The organism is Shewanella seohaensis (assembly GCF_023283775.1).
Lineage (GTDB): Bacteria > Pseudomonadota > Gammaproteobacteria > Enterobacterales > Shewanellaceae > Shewanella > Shewanella seohaensis.
Map to the genome: position 1 here is coordinate 355588 of NZ_JAKILE010000001.1, position 13340 is coordinate 368927.

Here is a 13340-nt window from a genome sequence, read left to right on the forward strand (position 1 = left end):
AAAGGTCTAACTTCTTACCTAAATTTTCTATCAATGATAGACAAATGCAGATTATCGCGACCGAAGTTATCCCAAGTGACCGCCAATGGAAATTTTACGATTGGCATTGGTATTCTTTACAAGCCCTCGTATCATAAGGACTTTGGTATATCAGTTATAGATGAATAATTTGAAGCGCTTCACAAAATCCATTTTCTCTTGTATCGCCTTGAGCGGCCTATTGTTTTTAGGCGGCTGCGAGACCCTGCCGCCAACGACAGATCTCAGCCCTATTACGGTTGATAATGCCGCGCAAGCCAAGGCGTGGGAATTACAGGGGAAACTCGCTATCCGCACGCCGCAGGATAAGCTCAGCGCCAATCTCTATTGGCGCCACAGTGAGGAGCGAGACGAGCTCACCCTCACCACTATGCTCGGCACCACAGTGTTGACCTTGGATGCGACACCTAACTCGGCTCATCTGCATGTCGATGGCAAAGATTTTCGCGATAGCAACGCCCAAGCATTACTCGAGCGAGTCAGCGGCTGGTCCATCCCGATTAACGACTTACCCCTTTGGATCACAGGCCAAGTCGGCGCTTTAGACCGTGTGCTTGCCGTCGATAGCAATGGCAATGGCAAAACCAAACAAATTCAAAACTCGCAAACCTTGCCACCTTGGGACGTCACATTTTTGAGTTGGCAATCCCAAAGCGGTGCCGAGGTACCCTATCAGTTAAAGCTTGAACGTGGAGATTTACAGCTCAAGCTGCAACTCAATCAATGGCAAGCCTTAGGTAAACCCTCAATAATGCTCGGAGAAAAACCTTAGCATGTCGAATGAGATTTCACGCAATTGGCCCGCGCCCGCCAAATTAAATCTGTTTCTGCATATCAACGGTCGCCGCGCCGACGGTTACCATGAGTTGCAAACACTATTTCAATTTATCGATTGTTGCGATCTGCTCGACTTTAAGGTGACGCAGACGCCTGAGCTGATATTGCACTCGGACATGTCGGCCGTTGTCGCGGATAGCGATAACTTAATTCTGCGAGCCGCAAAATCATTACAGCAAGCTACAGGCTATTCTGGCGGCGCCGAAATCTGGCTCGAAAAATGTCTACCCATGGGCGGCGGTTTAGGCGGCGGTTCCTCCGATGCGGCCACCACACTTGTGGCGTTAAATCAGTTGTGGAACACCCAATTATCTAACGATGAATTAGCCACAATTGGTTTAAAACTCGGTGCCGATATCCCTGTTTTTATTCGCGGTTTCGCGGCATTTGCCGAAGGCGTTGGCGAACGTTTACAGGCAGTAGCGCCCACTGAATTTTGGTATTTAGTGATAGCGCCCGATGCCCATGTCTCCACCGCTGCGGTGTTTCAAGATCCTTTGCTACCCCGCAATACACCTAAGCTTGGCATCGACACGTTAATGAGCCAACCTTGGGCAAATGATTGCCAAGATCTGGTCGTTTCCAAATACCCTCAAGTTGCCAAGGCCTTAGGCTGGCTGCTAGAATATGCGCCGTCGAGAATGACCGGAACGGGCGCATGCGTGTTTGGGGAGTTTTCTTCGCAGCAGCAAGCTCTCGCAGCCTTGGCGAAATTACCGTCTGATATGCAAGGATTTGTTGCAAAAGGGATGAATATTTCGCCGCTCATAGTGCGACTCAATCATCCATAAACTACTTTCTTCTAGAGCAACTTTATTACGATAGCCCACGGGTTCCGCTCCCGTCCCCGCATCGTCGTTGCTCTAGCCACTAAAATATAAAGCAAACGCCTGAGGTTCATACAGTGCCCGACATCAAGCTCTTTGCTGGGAACGCCACCCCCAGTCTCGCTAAGAAGATAGCCGATCGTCTATTTTGTAAACTCGGAGACGCAGTGGTTGGTCGTTTCAGCGATGGTGAAATCAGTGTCCAAATTAACGAAAATGTACGTGGTGCCGATGTGTTTATCATCCAATCCACCTGCGCCCCAACCAACGATAACCTAATGGAACTTATCGTTATGGTTGACGCGCTACGCCGTGCATCAGCCGGTCGTATCACTGCCGTTATTCCTTACTTTGGTTATGCTCGTCAAGACCGTCGCGTACGTAGCGCACGTGTACCTATTACTGCGAAAGTTGTTGCTGACTTCCTGTCAAGCGTCGGTGTTGACCGCGTTCTGACCTGTGATTTACACGCAGAGCAAATTCAAGGCTTCTTCGACGTACCAGTAGACAACGTGTTCGGTAGCCCTGTGCTGCTCGAAGATATGCTGGCGAAGAAATTAGATAACCCAGTGGTTGTTTCTCCAGATATCGGTGGTGTTGTCCGCGCTCGTGCAGTGGCAAAACTATTAGATGATTCTGATCTGGCCATTATCGACAAGCGTCGTCCACAGGCAAACGTTGCGCAAGTGATGCACATCATTGGTGACGTTCAAGGCCGTGACTGCATTATCGTTGACGATATGATCGACACAGGCGGCACTCTGTGTAAAGCGGCTGAAGCCTTAAAAGAACACGGTGCAAACCGCGTATTTGCTTACGCGACTCACCCAGTATTCTCTGGCAAAGCGGCTGAAAATATCGAAAACTCAGTGATCGATGAAGTTATCGTAACCGATACTGTACCTTTAAGCCCTGAAATGCTTAAAGTGGCTAAAGTGACTCAACTGACAATGTCGGCCGTATTGGCAGAAGCCATTCGTCGCGTCAGCAACGAAGAGTCTATCTCTGCAATGTTCAGCCACTAATCGCGGCGCTTTGCATAAAAAACGCACCTTAGGGTGCGTTTTTTGTTTGTGGGTTTTATCTTGTTTTTATTTAGAGCCATTCACGTTAATTCACTCACGCAGCCATCTTAAAGCAAACCTCAGCGTTTAACTTCGCTATAAAAAACGCACCCTAAGGTGCGTTTCTGACAGACAAAAGTGCGACTAGATCTTAAAGTGGCTCACGGCACTGACCAGATATTCGGCGCGGGATTTAAGCTCATCCGAAGCCGACGCATTAGCATCGGCAGCCCGAGAAGAATCCTCAGCAATATCACGGATAACGACCACGTTCTTATTCACTTCGGCGGCAACCATGCTCTGCTCTTCAATCGCTGCAGCAATCTGTGTGCTCATATCCATAATATTATGCACATCGGTATTGATAAGCTTCAGCAATTCTCCCGCCGCGGCGGCCTGCTCGGCACTCTCGGCCCCTTGCTTTTGGCTCGCGTCCATTAATTGCACTATGGCGCGAGTTCGACTTTGCAGGGTTTGAATAATGTTGGCAATTTCCTGTGTCGACGATTGAGTTCGCATCGCCAGACTGCGTACTTCATCGGCAACCACAGCAAAACCACGGCCTTGCTCACCCGCGCGAGCTGCCTCAATCGCCGCATTGAGTGCCAGTAAGTTGGTTTGCTCCGCAATGCCACGGATCACATCGAGCACGCTACCAATGGTTTCACTATCACGCTCGAGCTCATCCACCACAGAGGCGCTGCTGTTAATCTGATCTGACAGTTGTCTGATCTTAAGGATGGTTTGCTCCACCTCAGTTTGCCCTAATTGGGCGTTATCATGGGTTTTACCCGCTTTGAGGGCCGCAAGCTCGGTAGTTTTAGCAATTTCATCAATGGTCGCGCCCATTTCGGTAATCGCCGTCGCCACCATATCGGTTTCATTAAGCTGCTGGGCAACGCCTTCGGACGCGAGCATCGCGTTCTCTGACACACTCTTACAGGAGGTGTTAATCGTGGCGACTGAGTCAATAACCTGCTCGATAAGCTGCTGGAAGCTTCCCACCATACTGTTGAAATGCTGTGCAATTTCACCCAGCTCATCCTGGGTCGAGGCATCGCATCTGAGGGTTAAATCCTTACTGACCTCGATACGTGAAATCACCTGAGTGATACGCTCAACAGGAGTGATAATGCTGCGGATGATGAGGTAGGTGATCACAGCAAGGATCAGGGCGATAATCACAAAGACCAAAATCCCGATATTCACGCTGCCGCTTTCAGTATCATCGATGGCTTTCAACGCAAGATTATGCAGCTCGTCGGCACTGACTTCGGTCAACTTATTGGCTGCGATCAATTTCGCCATGGTGCCATCTTTTTCACTGAGACCCAATTGCTGCTCTTTATTAACTAAGCTCTTAAAATCCTTTTGATATTGTTCAATTAAGCCCGCAATTTTATTTTGGGTATCCGTGTCTAAACTCGATGCTCTGAGGCTAGCGTTGAACTTGGCGATGTTAGTGTCGAAGGTCTCGACATAGCTCATCTCGCGGCGCAGCATAAAGTCTTTTTCGTTGCGGCGTAGCTGCAACATAGCGACTTCGAGGGATAACTGGTCGTATTCCTTCAACATGGACTCGACATTATGCACTGCCGTTCTTAGGGTGCCATAGAGACCCGTTTTAGGGGTTAAACCAATTTCTTGCTGGAGCTGAACGACTTCGTTGAAGGCGACTTGGTACTGATTAAGGTTACGGTCAAAGCTTTCGAGTGACGCTGTGGAAACCTTGTATTTTTTAAAAATACTCTCAAGACTCGGGACTAGCTGGTCAATCTTGGCATGTACCTCACTATGCTGTTGAACATACTGCATATCTTTACGACCAAAGAAATCCTTCTCGTTTTTACGCAGTAGCAATACGTCTCGTTCTAGCTCGAGAACGGTTTGCGCAGCGTGGGAGAGTTCCGACTCAACCGAATTAGAATGAAGCTGCAATCCAAACATGGCAATCAAGGCCGTAACGGATACAGCGGCACTGAGTAACAACTTTGAGCGGATTAACATAAAAAGCCCCTAATAAATAACATCTCTTAAAAAGATAGCTGGGAGTTAGGCCTTTAACAGCAAAATATCCCTGATATACCAAGTTTATCTTTTATTTATAGTGCATCGGTCGAGCAATGCTCCTCTTCTCACTACCACCATAGACTGCGATACCTGCGCTAGGCTTAATATCACGAATGATTTATCGTGCTGTATTAGCGATTACACCTGAATACCATCTGGTATAAAATTAATAACTTCATAAAGTTAGCGCTAAAAAACACAACTAATTTTACTACAACAACGCAAAGAGTTACGCAATATCTAAAAATAAACTGAATATATTTTTATTGGATACAAACCTTTTGCGCTTTTCAAAGCGTCCAATCAGTAATCATTCACCTTGATGACAGGAAAATACAGTGACGGTAGGGAGACTCCCACTCAACGATGCAATGTCAGAATTTGACCTCATCACCTTGGCCAGCCAAGGGAATAGAGCCGCATTTAAGCAACTGTATTTACAGCATCATCCAAGAGTATATGCCCTATCACTGCGGTTATCCGGCCAAGCCTCGCAGGCGGAAGAAATCACCCAAGAGTGCTTTATTCTGGTCTGGCAGAAATTGCCGCAGTTTAGGGGGGAGAGCCAATTTTCCACTTGGTTACACAGTATTTGTGTGAATCAGGCACTGAGCTTTATCCGTAAGCAAAAGTCATTTTGGGCACGTTTTATCCCGATGGAGAGTGACGATGAACATTCAAGCGCGGATGAGCATTATCAAGGGTTAGACAAGTTGATCCTCAAACTGCCAGAGCGGGCGCGCATCGTGTTTGTGCTCTGCGCCATTGAAGGCTATCAACATGAAGAAATTGCGCAATTACTTGGTATTGCGGTGGGAACCAGCAAGACCCAGTACCACAGAGCCAAGCAATTACTACAGGAGATGCTGTAATGTCCTTATCTAACGATCCCCGCGAGGCCAAGCTCCAACAGTTGATTGATGATGCTCCCAAAGCATTAACTCCCGAACGGGATCTTTGGCAAGGCATCGAAAAACGTATGGATAAGCCATTGGCGTCGCAAACGGCTGTTCGCCAAGCGCCGCGACAGCAAGGCGTGCAATGGGCGATTGCCGCAACTGTAGTGCTAGCGGTGTTCTTTGGTTTTTACACTCAAGCTCCGGTAAAAACGTTGCTACCAGAACAAATCGCCAGCCAACCGGCGGATGATGAACAAGCGCTGCACACGCTGCTAAGCCAAATTGCCCAGACACATCAAGCCCAAGTAACGAGCCTCGAACAAGCCCCGATGATTGTCGCTTGGCAAACCAGTCGATTTGGCGCGCCGCTAGAACAAGGCTTAGCGGAATTACGCCGTGCTGGCGAACAGATTTATCAAGCATTACAGGCTAATCCAACCGACAAACAACTTTGGCAACTCTGGCTTTGGGTGCAACAACGTGAACTCGATTTGCTACAGCAAGGCCAAAAACTTCCGATTCAAAACTCAACACAAGGAAATAGCATATGAGCCATTTTACCCTCACGAAAACCAGTCTCTTAGTGTCGACGCTTTATCTTGGCCTTATGAGCAGTGTGTTCGCCGCTGAAAGTGTGGATAAACAGTTGCCGATGAGCAGCGATACCCTGCTGCAAATCAAAGTCCAACGGGGCGAAGTGCAAATTCAAAGCTGGGATAAAAATGAAGTCAGCGTGACGGGCACTCTCGATGAGCTGAGCGAAGGTTTTGTCTTCGAACAGAAAGGTAACAACCTGAATATCGAAGATAAAATGCCACGCCACTATAACGGCAGCGACAATAACGGCTCAAAACTCACCATTAAGGTTCCTAAAACCGTCAAGCTGAACGCCGATACGATTTCAGCCAATCTGCAAATCAGCCAGACTCAAGGTGAGCTCGAGCTGAATACCGTTAGCGGTAATATCACCGCCGAGGCACTGGATGGCACACCGACATTGCACACTGTGTCTGGTGACATCACCACTAAGGGGTTAGCGGGTAAAGTGATGTTAGATACTGTCTCCGGTGAGATTAAAGACTCCCAAAGCAAAGGCGAAATCAAATACCGTTTAGTGAGCGGCGATCTCGACAGCCAAACCTTAGCCGATAAAGTGAAAGTCGAGCAGGTTTCGGGGGAAATCAAAGCCGACTTAAATACCGCCAAAGAAGTCAATGTCCGCACCGTGAGCGGCGACACCCAAGTCTCACTGGCAAAAAGCTTCGATAAAGCCAATCTAGAGAGCGTTAGTGGCGATATTATTGTGACATTTGCTGATACACCCGATGCCAATTTCGAGCTCAATGGCGGCCCGGGCGGCAAAATCAAAAATGGCTTGAGCCAAGATGTGCCACAAAGACAAAAATACGTGCCGAATGAATCCTTAAGCTTCCAAACGGGTGCTGGTAGCGCCAGTGTGAAGATGGATACCATTAGCGGTAATCTGATCCTGAAAAAACAATAGTCTTATCAGAAAACACGAATTAGCGATAACAATAGCAATAAAAATGCCGCTCATCAGGAGCGGCATTTTTTTAGCCAAACGGTGTTAAATCGAAGCGATTTCTTCGCTCGTCAGATAACGCCATTCGCCTAGGGCAAGTTCTGCGTCTAATTCAATTTTGCCAATGCTTTCGCGATGTAAGCCAACCACATGATTGCCTACGGCGGCAAACATCCGCTTCACTTGGTGATACTTGCCTTCGGAAATGGTTAAACGCACCAACTGCGGCTCGATGATTTCAAGCACTGCGGGTTTTGTCAGGCCGTCCTCGTTTCTCAGCTCCACTCCAGCGGCAAAGACGCCAATCAGACTCTCATCCACAGGCTCGGCTAACGTCACTAAATAACGCTTGCCACAGTCTTTTTTCGGCGAGGTGATCCGATGCGACCATTGACCATCGCTCGTGATCAACACTAGGCCAGTAGTATCGGCATCTAAACGACCAGCAATGTGTAAGGTTTCGGGCTTTTCAATATCCAGCAGGCTCAATACCGAAGGGTAGACTTCATCTATGGTCGAGCAAATCGTATCCACGGGCTTATTGAGCATCAGGTAACGCTCACCGACGAGGGAGATAGGCTCACCTTCGAGGCACACTTGCATCCCCTCGAGCACTTTAAAGCCAGCATCTTTAATCACAGCCCCATCACAGGTGATATCACCACGGTGCAGGGCTTTTTTCGCTAAAGAACGGGTAAGCGAGGTACTTTCACAGATAAATTTGTCTAAACGCACGGGACGACTCAACTTCAATAAATGAAAACCGCCGTATTATGAGGCCCAACGGACGAAAGGGCAAAGCCTAGCAAAACAAATTGCCCAAACACGTGCTCGGTTACGCAGTGCAAACCTAAGTGCTTACTAACTTGTCAGAGCTTGCGTACGGTATGTTTGGCGGTTTTTAGGCCAAATTCAACCATGGTAATTTTTAGTTACAACTGATGGATAATAAATCCGGCTGAAAAAGTGTGATCACCTTGTTTAGATTCCCACTAAAGCATTAACATACGTAGCGTTGCGCCTGAAGCAATCCCATTTTGCAGCCAAACAGACCCAGAGATGGGCACAATAACAAATTCGAAGGAAACGACATGAGAAAAGTACTCATTGGGGGACTGTGTGCCTCACTCATCGCGGGCCTCACTGCCTGTAATGACAAACCCGCTGAAGTTAAAGCGCCAGAAACCACTAAAACCGCCACTGCTGCCGCTGTAACTAAAGCATTAGGTTCAGGTATCGAATTTGAAAACTTCGATAAGTCTGTGCGTCCACAGGACGACTTCTATGAATATGTTAACGGCGCTTGGCTGAAGAAAGCCGAGATCCCAGCCGATCGCACTAGCATTGGTGCCTTCTACGATCTGCGTGAAAAATCCCGTGATGACGTTAAAGCCATTATCGAAGAAGTGGCTGCAACGCCAAATCTAGCCGAAGGCACTGACGAGCAAAAAGTGGCAGACCTTTACCGTTCATTTATGGACACAGCGACGCTAAACAAGCTGGGCGTGACGCCACTGAAAGGCGAGTTTGATGCCATCAACGCCTTAAAAGACAAAAACGAGCTGGTGAAATACTTCGCCCACAGTCAAATCATGGGTGCGGGTACGCCAATGGCTTTCTACATCGATATCGATGCGAAAAACTCTAGCCGTTACGCGACTCACCTGTGGCAGTACGGTTTAAGCCTGCCGGAAAAAGACTACTACTTCAACGAAGCAGAGCGTTTCGTCAATATCCGTAAGGCTTACCTTGCCCATATTGAAAAAATGTTCACTCTGGCAGGCCTTGCCAATCCAAAAGCCAGCGCAGAATCTATCCTCGCACTCGAAACTGCGATTGCCTCTAAACATTGGGATGTGGTTGAAACCCGCGACAGCACTAAGACCTACAACCTGTACCAAGTAAAAGATCTGCCAAGCTTAGCGCCAGATATCGACTGGACTGGCTACTTAACGGCATTAGGTGCTGACAAGCAAACCGACATTATCGTTAACCAACCAAGCTATATCCAAGGCCTGAACGAAGTCCTCAAAACCACCGATTTGGCCACTTGGAAAACCTACATGCAATGGCAAGTGCTGACCCACGCGGCAAGCAACTTGAGCGAAGAGTTCGACAACGAGAACTTTGCTTTCTTCTCTAAAACCCTCAACGGTCAAGAAGAACAAGAGCCACGTTGGAAGCGCGGTGTTGCGGCAGTTAACGGCGTATTAGGTGAAGTGGTAGGTAAAGTGTACGTGAAGCGTCACTTCGCACCAGAAGCCAAAGAGCGCATGCAAGCATTGGTAGAAAACCTGCGCGGCGCCTACGGCGACAGTATCAAAGATCTGACTTGGATGAGCGATACCACTAAGCAAGCTGCTGCCGAAAAATTAGCGAAATTCAACCCGAAAATTGGTTATCCAAACAAGTGGGAAGATTACAGCAAGCTGACCATCAAAGCCGATGATTTGATTGGTAACGCGGTTCGCGCAAGCGAAGTTGAGCACGCTAAGTCACTGGCTAAGTTAGGCGCGCCAATCGATAAAGACGAGTGGCACATGACCCCACAAACGGTTAACGCCTACTACAACCCAACCATGAACGAAATCGTGTTCCCAGCTGCAATTCTGCAACCACCGTTCTTCAACATGGAAGCGGATGATGCCGTCAACTACGGTGGTATCGGTGCGGTTATCGGTCACGAAATGGGCCATGGTTTCGACGACCAAGGCGCTAAGTTCGACGGCGAAGGCAATATGCGTGACTGGTGGACAGAGAAAGACTTAGAAGAATTCTCTGCCCGTGGTAAGGCGTTGATCGCACAATACGATGGTTACTATGTGTTTGACGATCTGCACGTGAACGGCAGCCTGACCTTAGGCGAAAACATCGGTGACTTATCGGGCGTGACTATCGCTTACCGTGCGTACAAAAAGTCGCTCAATGGTAAAGAAGCACCGGTTATCGACGGTCTGACTGGCGACCAACGTTTCTTCATCGGCTTCACGCAAATTTGGCGTGCAAAAGCCAAGGAAGAAGCTCTGCGTAACCGCGTAGCGACAGATCCACACTCACCAGCGGAATTCCGTGCACTGGGTGCGCTATCTAACATGCCTGAGTTCTACAGCACCTATGATGTGAAACCTGGTGATGCTATGTATATCGCGCCAGAGAAACGCGTGAAAATTTGGTAATCCCAAATTAATTCAAGACATTAGTAAACAACCCCAATGGCGCCGCTCACAATAGCGGCGCTATTTTTTTAGGCGCTAAAAATGTGAACCTAAGCCAAACATGAACAAGTCTTCATCATTGATTCAGCTTTAATTAAGCCACTCCAGCCTATGGTATCCCTGTGATGTGTATCACTCCCATAAGGAAGTAGGCCGTTATGAATAAGTTATTTCGTACCTTTTTTATCTTTCTACTCTTATTATCGACCCGCACAGGCGTAGCCAATCCTTTAGATATTAATGACAGCAGAGCCGAACGCGGTAATTACAGTGCAAGACAGGCTCAAAGCCATGATCTGCATGGTCTTTATGCGCTAAACACTCAAACCTTCGACACCCCACGTCAAGCTTCGGCCTGTTTAGACAACTTATATTCCAATGCCCACGCGGCCCAAAATGAACTCGCAAGCCTGTTGCAGACAGTGGCAGCCAGTTCACAGGCGCAGGTGATTTTGCCTGATGTGAAAAGTTATCAACGCGCCGCCGAAAAAGTCGCCACCAAATTTAATGGGGATGCGAGCCAGATCACCGACCTTGCCCGCGCCAGCATCGTCAGTAACAGTATCTCCGAGCTGATGCAAAGCTATTACGCCTTAAGCGAGCAAGCTCAGGTCGTAAAACAGAAAAACCGTTTCGCCGAGCCTAAAGCCTCAGGTTATCGCGACCTTAACTTACTGGTACGTTTGCCCGAAAGCGGCATGATTGCCGAGGTCCAATTACACCTTAAGGATATTGCCGACATTAAAAGCGGCCCAGAACACAAGGTTTACGAACAGGTTCAACAAATTGAGGCGAACGCGATAAAACAGCAACGAGGGTTAAGTGAGTTTGAAACCGCGCAGATCGCTAAGCTGCGCCAAGAGTCACATAAGCTGTATCACAAAGCTTGGCTTAACTATAAACGCGTCGATGAAGGACTGCTGCTCACTAACTCAGTTGCTTAATCGCTCGTTTATTTAATCGCTTTACCGTTTAGCTCTGTACCACTTCCACTGTTGCGCTGGCTATTTGTGAAAACAGATGCCAGCGCTTTTTTTACGGAGTCACACCAGACTGAGCCCAAAGCGTCACTGCTGCAAATACGCAAACTAAAGCCGAACTATCCCTACTACAAGCTCACCGCCCTTCCCTCGCATCCAGCCTTGTTTCCCTATATAATCCCGCGCCATAAGGCGACCCTTAAGGAAATTCCATGCACGACATTATTGAGCAACTCCAAGAACGCAGCGAAACCGTGCCTGTGCCACTCGAGTTACCGACATTCGAGCAGTTAGTGGAGGTTGAGGAACAGATTTTGATCTCGCTGCCACGGGAATTAAAGGAATACCTACTCCATGCCAGTGATGTGATTTATGGCGCGATTGAGCCTGTGACTGCAGCCGATCCCTATTCACACACCTATTTACCCGAAGTCACCTGCTATGCTTGGTCAATCGGCTTGCCAAGGGACTTAATCGCCATCTGCCAATTGGGCGATGACTTTTACTGTATCGATCAGGATGGCCAAGTTCACTTCTGGCAAAACGGTGACTTTACCGATACTTATTGGGAATCCTTCTGGGAATGGGTCGAAGATATTTGGCTTAAAAACAAATACTGATTTTACCGAGATTTTATTTTTATCAACTTGAGAACCGCATTATGTCTAAAAATATTGGCTTGAACGCCATCGAAATGAGCTACTTACGCCAATCACTCAGCCTCAGTGCGGCTCAAGTAGGACAACTGACCAACCACAGCGAAGCCGATGTATTAGCGTGGGAAAATGCTGAAACACAGGCCCCTGAACTGGCTCAGAAAAAGCTATTAGATCTCGATGATATTATCGAGATGCAAGTACTGAATACCACTGACGGCATCGAAGCCTTATTTAAGAAGGAGCCAAAACGTCACTTGGCCTTCGTGGTGTATCCAACCCAAGCCGTTTACACCCAATATAACCCTGAATTTTTAAGCTCGCTGCCGTTGACTGAGCTGTACAATACGGCGGCATGGCGCATTAAGAAAGAATGTAAACTAGTGCTCGAAGTGGATGTTAGCTTAGTCAATCTCGATGTCGAAGCCTACAAGGCATTCCGTGAGCAAAATGGGTTAAGCGAAAGCCGTGAAAGCCGCGCCAAATGGGCGGCGACTCAGCTATAAACGCTAAACGACTTAAGCAAAAAGGGCAGAAGTAAATCTTCTGCCCTTTTGTTTTTTTTATCGCTTAGTGCCAATTAAGCCTGCGCTGCGCTGGCGACGGCTTCCATTTTGGCGAGCGCCGATTTACGCGAAGGACGCGCCGCAATTCTATCGCGATACGCCGCCAATTTAGGCGGGATCTGCTGCTCAAATAAGGTGCCCCACATCAATGTATGTGCCAGCAGAATATCGGCAACCGATAAGGTGTCGCCGAGTAAAAAGTCGCTATCGGGCAGCATAGCTTCAGCCAAGGCCGCCGCCTTATCAAACTCCCACACAGCGCAAGGCATGATAGAAGGATGACGCTGCGCTTCCGGCAGCGCAAATTTATGCTTGCCTAGGGTCCATAGAGGCTGCTCGAGTTCGGTAATAATAAAGCTCACCCATTGATGATGCAGACCCGATGCCGCACTGCCCGCTTCAGGTAACAAGTTGCCAAACTTCTCCGCCAGATACAGGCAAATGGCCGCCGACTCAGACAATACAAGATTATCGTCGGTTAACACGGGCACTTTGCCGCAGGGATTGAGCGCTAAAAACGCGGCGCTACGGTGCTCGCCCTTATTCATATCCACAAACGAAAAGGCCCATTCTGCGTCTAACTCTTCTAACACCCAAGCGACTCGTAATGCACGGCTGCGGGGCATGCCATATAAGGTGATCAT

The 13340-nt window shown here is 48.2% G+C and carries 13 protein-coding genes; 10 read left to right on the top strand and 3 right to left on the bottom strand.

What is annotated here, in order from left to right:
• The first annotated feature begins 160 nt into the window (after nucleotides 1-160).
• The 3 genes from lolB to L2713_RS01545 all read left to right on the top strand — a co-directional run bounded on the left by lolB (nucleotide 161) and on the right by L2713_RS01545 (nucleotide 2728).
• On the top strand, nucleotides 161-811 hold the full coding sequence (lolB, locus tag L2713_RS01535; RefSeq protein ID WP_248966632.1) for a lipoprotein insertase outer membrane protein LolB: 651 nt from the start codon (nucleotides 161-163) through the stop codon (nucleotides 809-811).
• 1 nt (nucleotide 812) lies between these two features.
• Nucleotides 813-1667 carry a 4-(cytidine 5'-diphospho)-2-C-methyl-D-erythritol kinase gene (gene ispE / locus L2713_RS01540; protein WP_248966633.1) on the top strand — a complete coding sequence of 285 codons (855 nt, stop codon included), beginning with the start codon at nucleotides 813-815 and terminating at the stop codon, nucleotides 1665-1667.
• A gap of 113 nt (nucleotides 1668-1780) precedes the next feature.
• Complete coding sequence (locus tag L2713_RS01545) at nucleotides 1781-2728, top strand: ribose-phosphate pyrophosphokinase (protein WP_011623915.1); 948 nt, start codon at nucleotides 1781-1783, stop codon at nucleotides 2726-2728.
• A 183-nt stretch (nucleotides 2729-2911) separates the two neighbouring features.
• On the opposite strand, the gene L2713_RS01550 is transcribed toward L2713_RS01545, so the two are convergent.
• A complete protein-coding gene (locus L2713_RS01550; RefSeq protein WP_248966635.1) occupies nucleotides 2912-4774 on the bottom strand; it encodes a methyl-accepting chemotaxis protein in 1863 nt (620 codons plus the stop codon).
• A gap of 401 nt (nucleotides 4775-5175) precedes the next feature.
• Between L2713_RS01550 and L2713_RS01555 the strand changes: the two genes are divergently transcribed.
• From L2713_RS01555 to L2713_RS01565, 3 genes are read left to right on the top strand one after another with little or no spacing between them, the layout of a single operon-like run.
• Nucleotides 5176-5709: an RNA polymerase sigma factor gene (locus L2713_RS01555; protein ID WP_248966637.1), complete on the top strand. Its 534-nt coding sequence runs from the start codon at nucleotides 5176-5178 to the stop codon at nucleotides 5707-5709.
• On the top strand, nucleotides 5709-6287 hold the full coding sequence (locus tag L2713_RS01560; RefSeq protein ID WP_248966639.1) for an anti-sigma factor: 579 nt from the start codon (nucleotides 5709-5711) through the stop codon (nucleotides 6285-6287). Before L2713_RS01555 ends, L2713_RS01560 begins: the two co-directional genes overlap by 1 nt.
• Entirely contained in the window at nucleotides 6284-7240 is a 957-nt protein-coding gene (locus tag L2713_RS01565) for a DUF4097 family beta strand repeat-containing protein (RefSeq protein WP_248966640.1), read from the top strand. The genes L2713_RS01560 and L2713_RS01565 overlap by 4 nt, the downstream gene beginning before the upstream one ends.
• Before the next feature lie 84 nt (nucleotides 7241-7324).
• Here the strand turns inward: L2713_RS01565 and rsuA are convergent, their stop codons facing one another.
• Nucleotides 7325-8032, bottom strand: coding sequence for a 16S rRNA pseudouridine(516) synthase RsuA (rsuA, locus tag L2713_RS01570; RefSeq protein WP_248966641.1), 708 nt, complete (start codon nucleotides 8030-8032; stop codon nucleotides 7325-7327).
• A 338-nt stretch (nucleotides 8033-8370) separates the two neighbouring features.
• Between rsuA and L2713_RS01575 the strand changes: the two genes are divergently transcribed.
• The 4 genes from L2713_RS01575 (at nucleotide 8371) to L2713_RS01590 (ending at nucleotide 12636) form a co-directional block, all read left to right on the top strand.
• Entirely contained in the window at nucleotides 8371-10455 is a 2085-nt protein-coding gene (locus L2713_RS01575; RefSeq protein WP_248966642.1) for a M13 family metallopeptidase, read from the top strand.
• 197 nt (nucleotides 10456-10652) lie between these two features.
• Nucleotides 10653-11438 carry a RelA/SpoT domain-containing protein gene (locus tag L2713_RS01580; protein ID WP_011623922.1) on the top strand — a complete coding sequence of 262 codons (786 nt, stop codon included), beginning with the start codon at nucleotides 10653-10655 and terminating at the stop codon, nucleotides 11436-11438.
• 248 nt (nucleotides 11439-11686) lie between these two features.
• A complete protein-coding gene (locus L2713_RS01585) occupies nucleotides 11687-12094 on the top strand; it encodes an SMI1/KNR4 family protein (RefSeq protein WP_248966643.1) in 408 nt (135 codons plus the stop codon).
• Nucleotides 12095-12135: 41 nt separating this feature from the next.
• Nucleotides 12136-12636: a DUF4447 family protein gene (locus L2713_RS01590; protein ID WP_011623924.1), complete on the top strand. Its 501-nt coding sequence runs from the start codon at nucleotides 12136-12138 to the stop codon at nucleotides 12634-12636.
• 74 nt (nucleotides 12637-12710) lie between these two features.
• On the opposite strand, the gene L2713_RS01595 is transcribed toward L2713_RS01590, so the two are convergent.
• Complete coding sequence (locus L2713_RS01595; RefSeq protein WP_248966644.1) at nucleotides 12711-13340, bottom strand: glutathione S-transferase family protein; 630 nt, start codon at nucleotides 13338-13340, stop codon at nucleotides 12711-12713.

Excerpts from the sequence above, each read along its gene's own strand:
- L2713_RS01595 (WP_248966644.1), bottom strand. The coding sequence starts at position 13,340 with ATGATCACCTTATATGGCATGCCCCGCAGCCGTGCATTACGAGTCGCT.
- L2713_RS01590 (WP_011623924.1), top strand. The coding sequence starts at position 12,136 with ATGTCTAAAAATATTGGCTTGAACGCCATCGAAATGAGCTACTTACGC.
- ispE (WP_248966633.1), top strand. The coding sequence starts at position 813 with ATGTCGAATGAGATTTCACGCAATTGGCCCGCGCCCGCCAAATTAAAT.
- L2713_RS01560 (WP_248966639.1), top strand. The coding sequence starts at position 5,709 with ATGTCCTTATCTAACGATCCCCGCGAGGCCAAGCTCCAACAGTTGATT.
- lolB (WP_248966632.1), top strand. The coding sequence starts at position 161 with ATGAATAATTTGAAGCGCTTCACAAAATCCATTTTCTCTTGTATCGCC.
- L2713_RS01580 (WP_011623922.1), top strand. The coding sequence starts at position 10,653 with ATGAATAAGTTATTTCGTACCTTTTTTATCTTTCTACTCTTATTATCG.
- L2713_RS01550 (WP_248966635.1), bottom strand. The coding sequence starts at position 4,774 with ATGTTAATCCGCTCAAAGTTGTTACTCAGTGCCGCTGTATCCGTTACG.
- L2713_RS01585 (WP_248966643.1), top strand. The coding sequence starts at position 11,687 with ATGCACGACATTATTGAGCAACTCCAAGAACGCAGCGAAACCGTGCCT.
- L2713_RS01565 (WP_248966640.1), top strand. The coding sequence starts at position 6,284 with ATGAGCCATTTTACCCTCACGAAAACCAGTCTCTTAGTGTCGACGCTT.
- L2713_RS01575 (WP_248966642.1), top strand. The coding sequence starts at position 8,371 with ATGAGAAAAGTACTCATTGGGGGACTGTGTGCCTCACTCATCGCGGGC.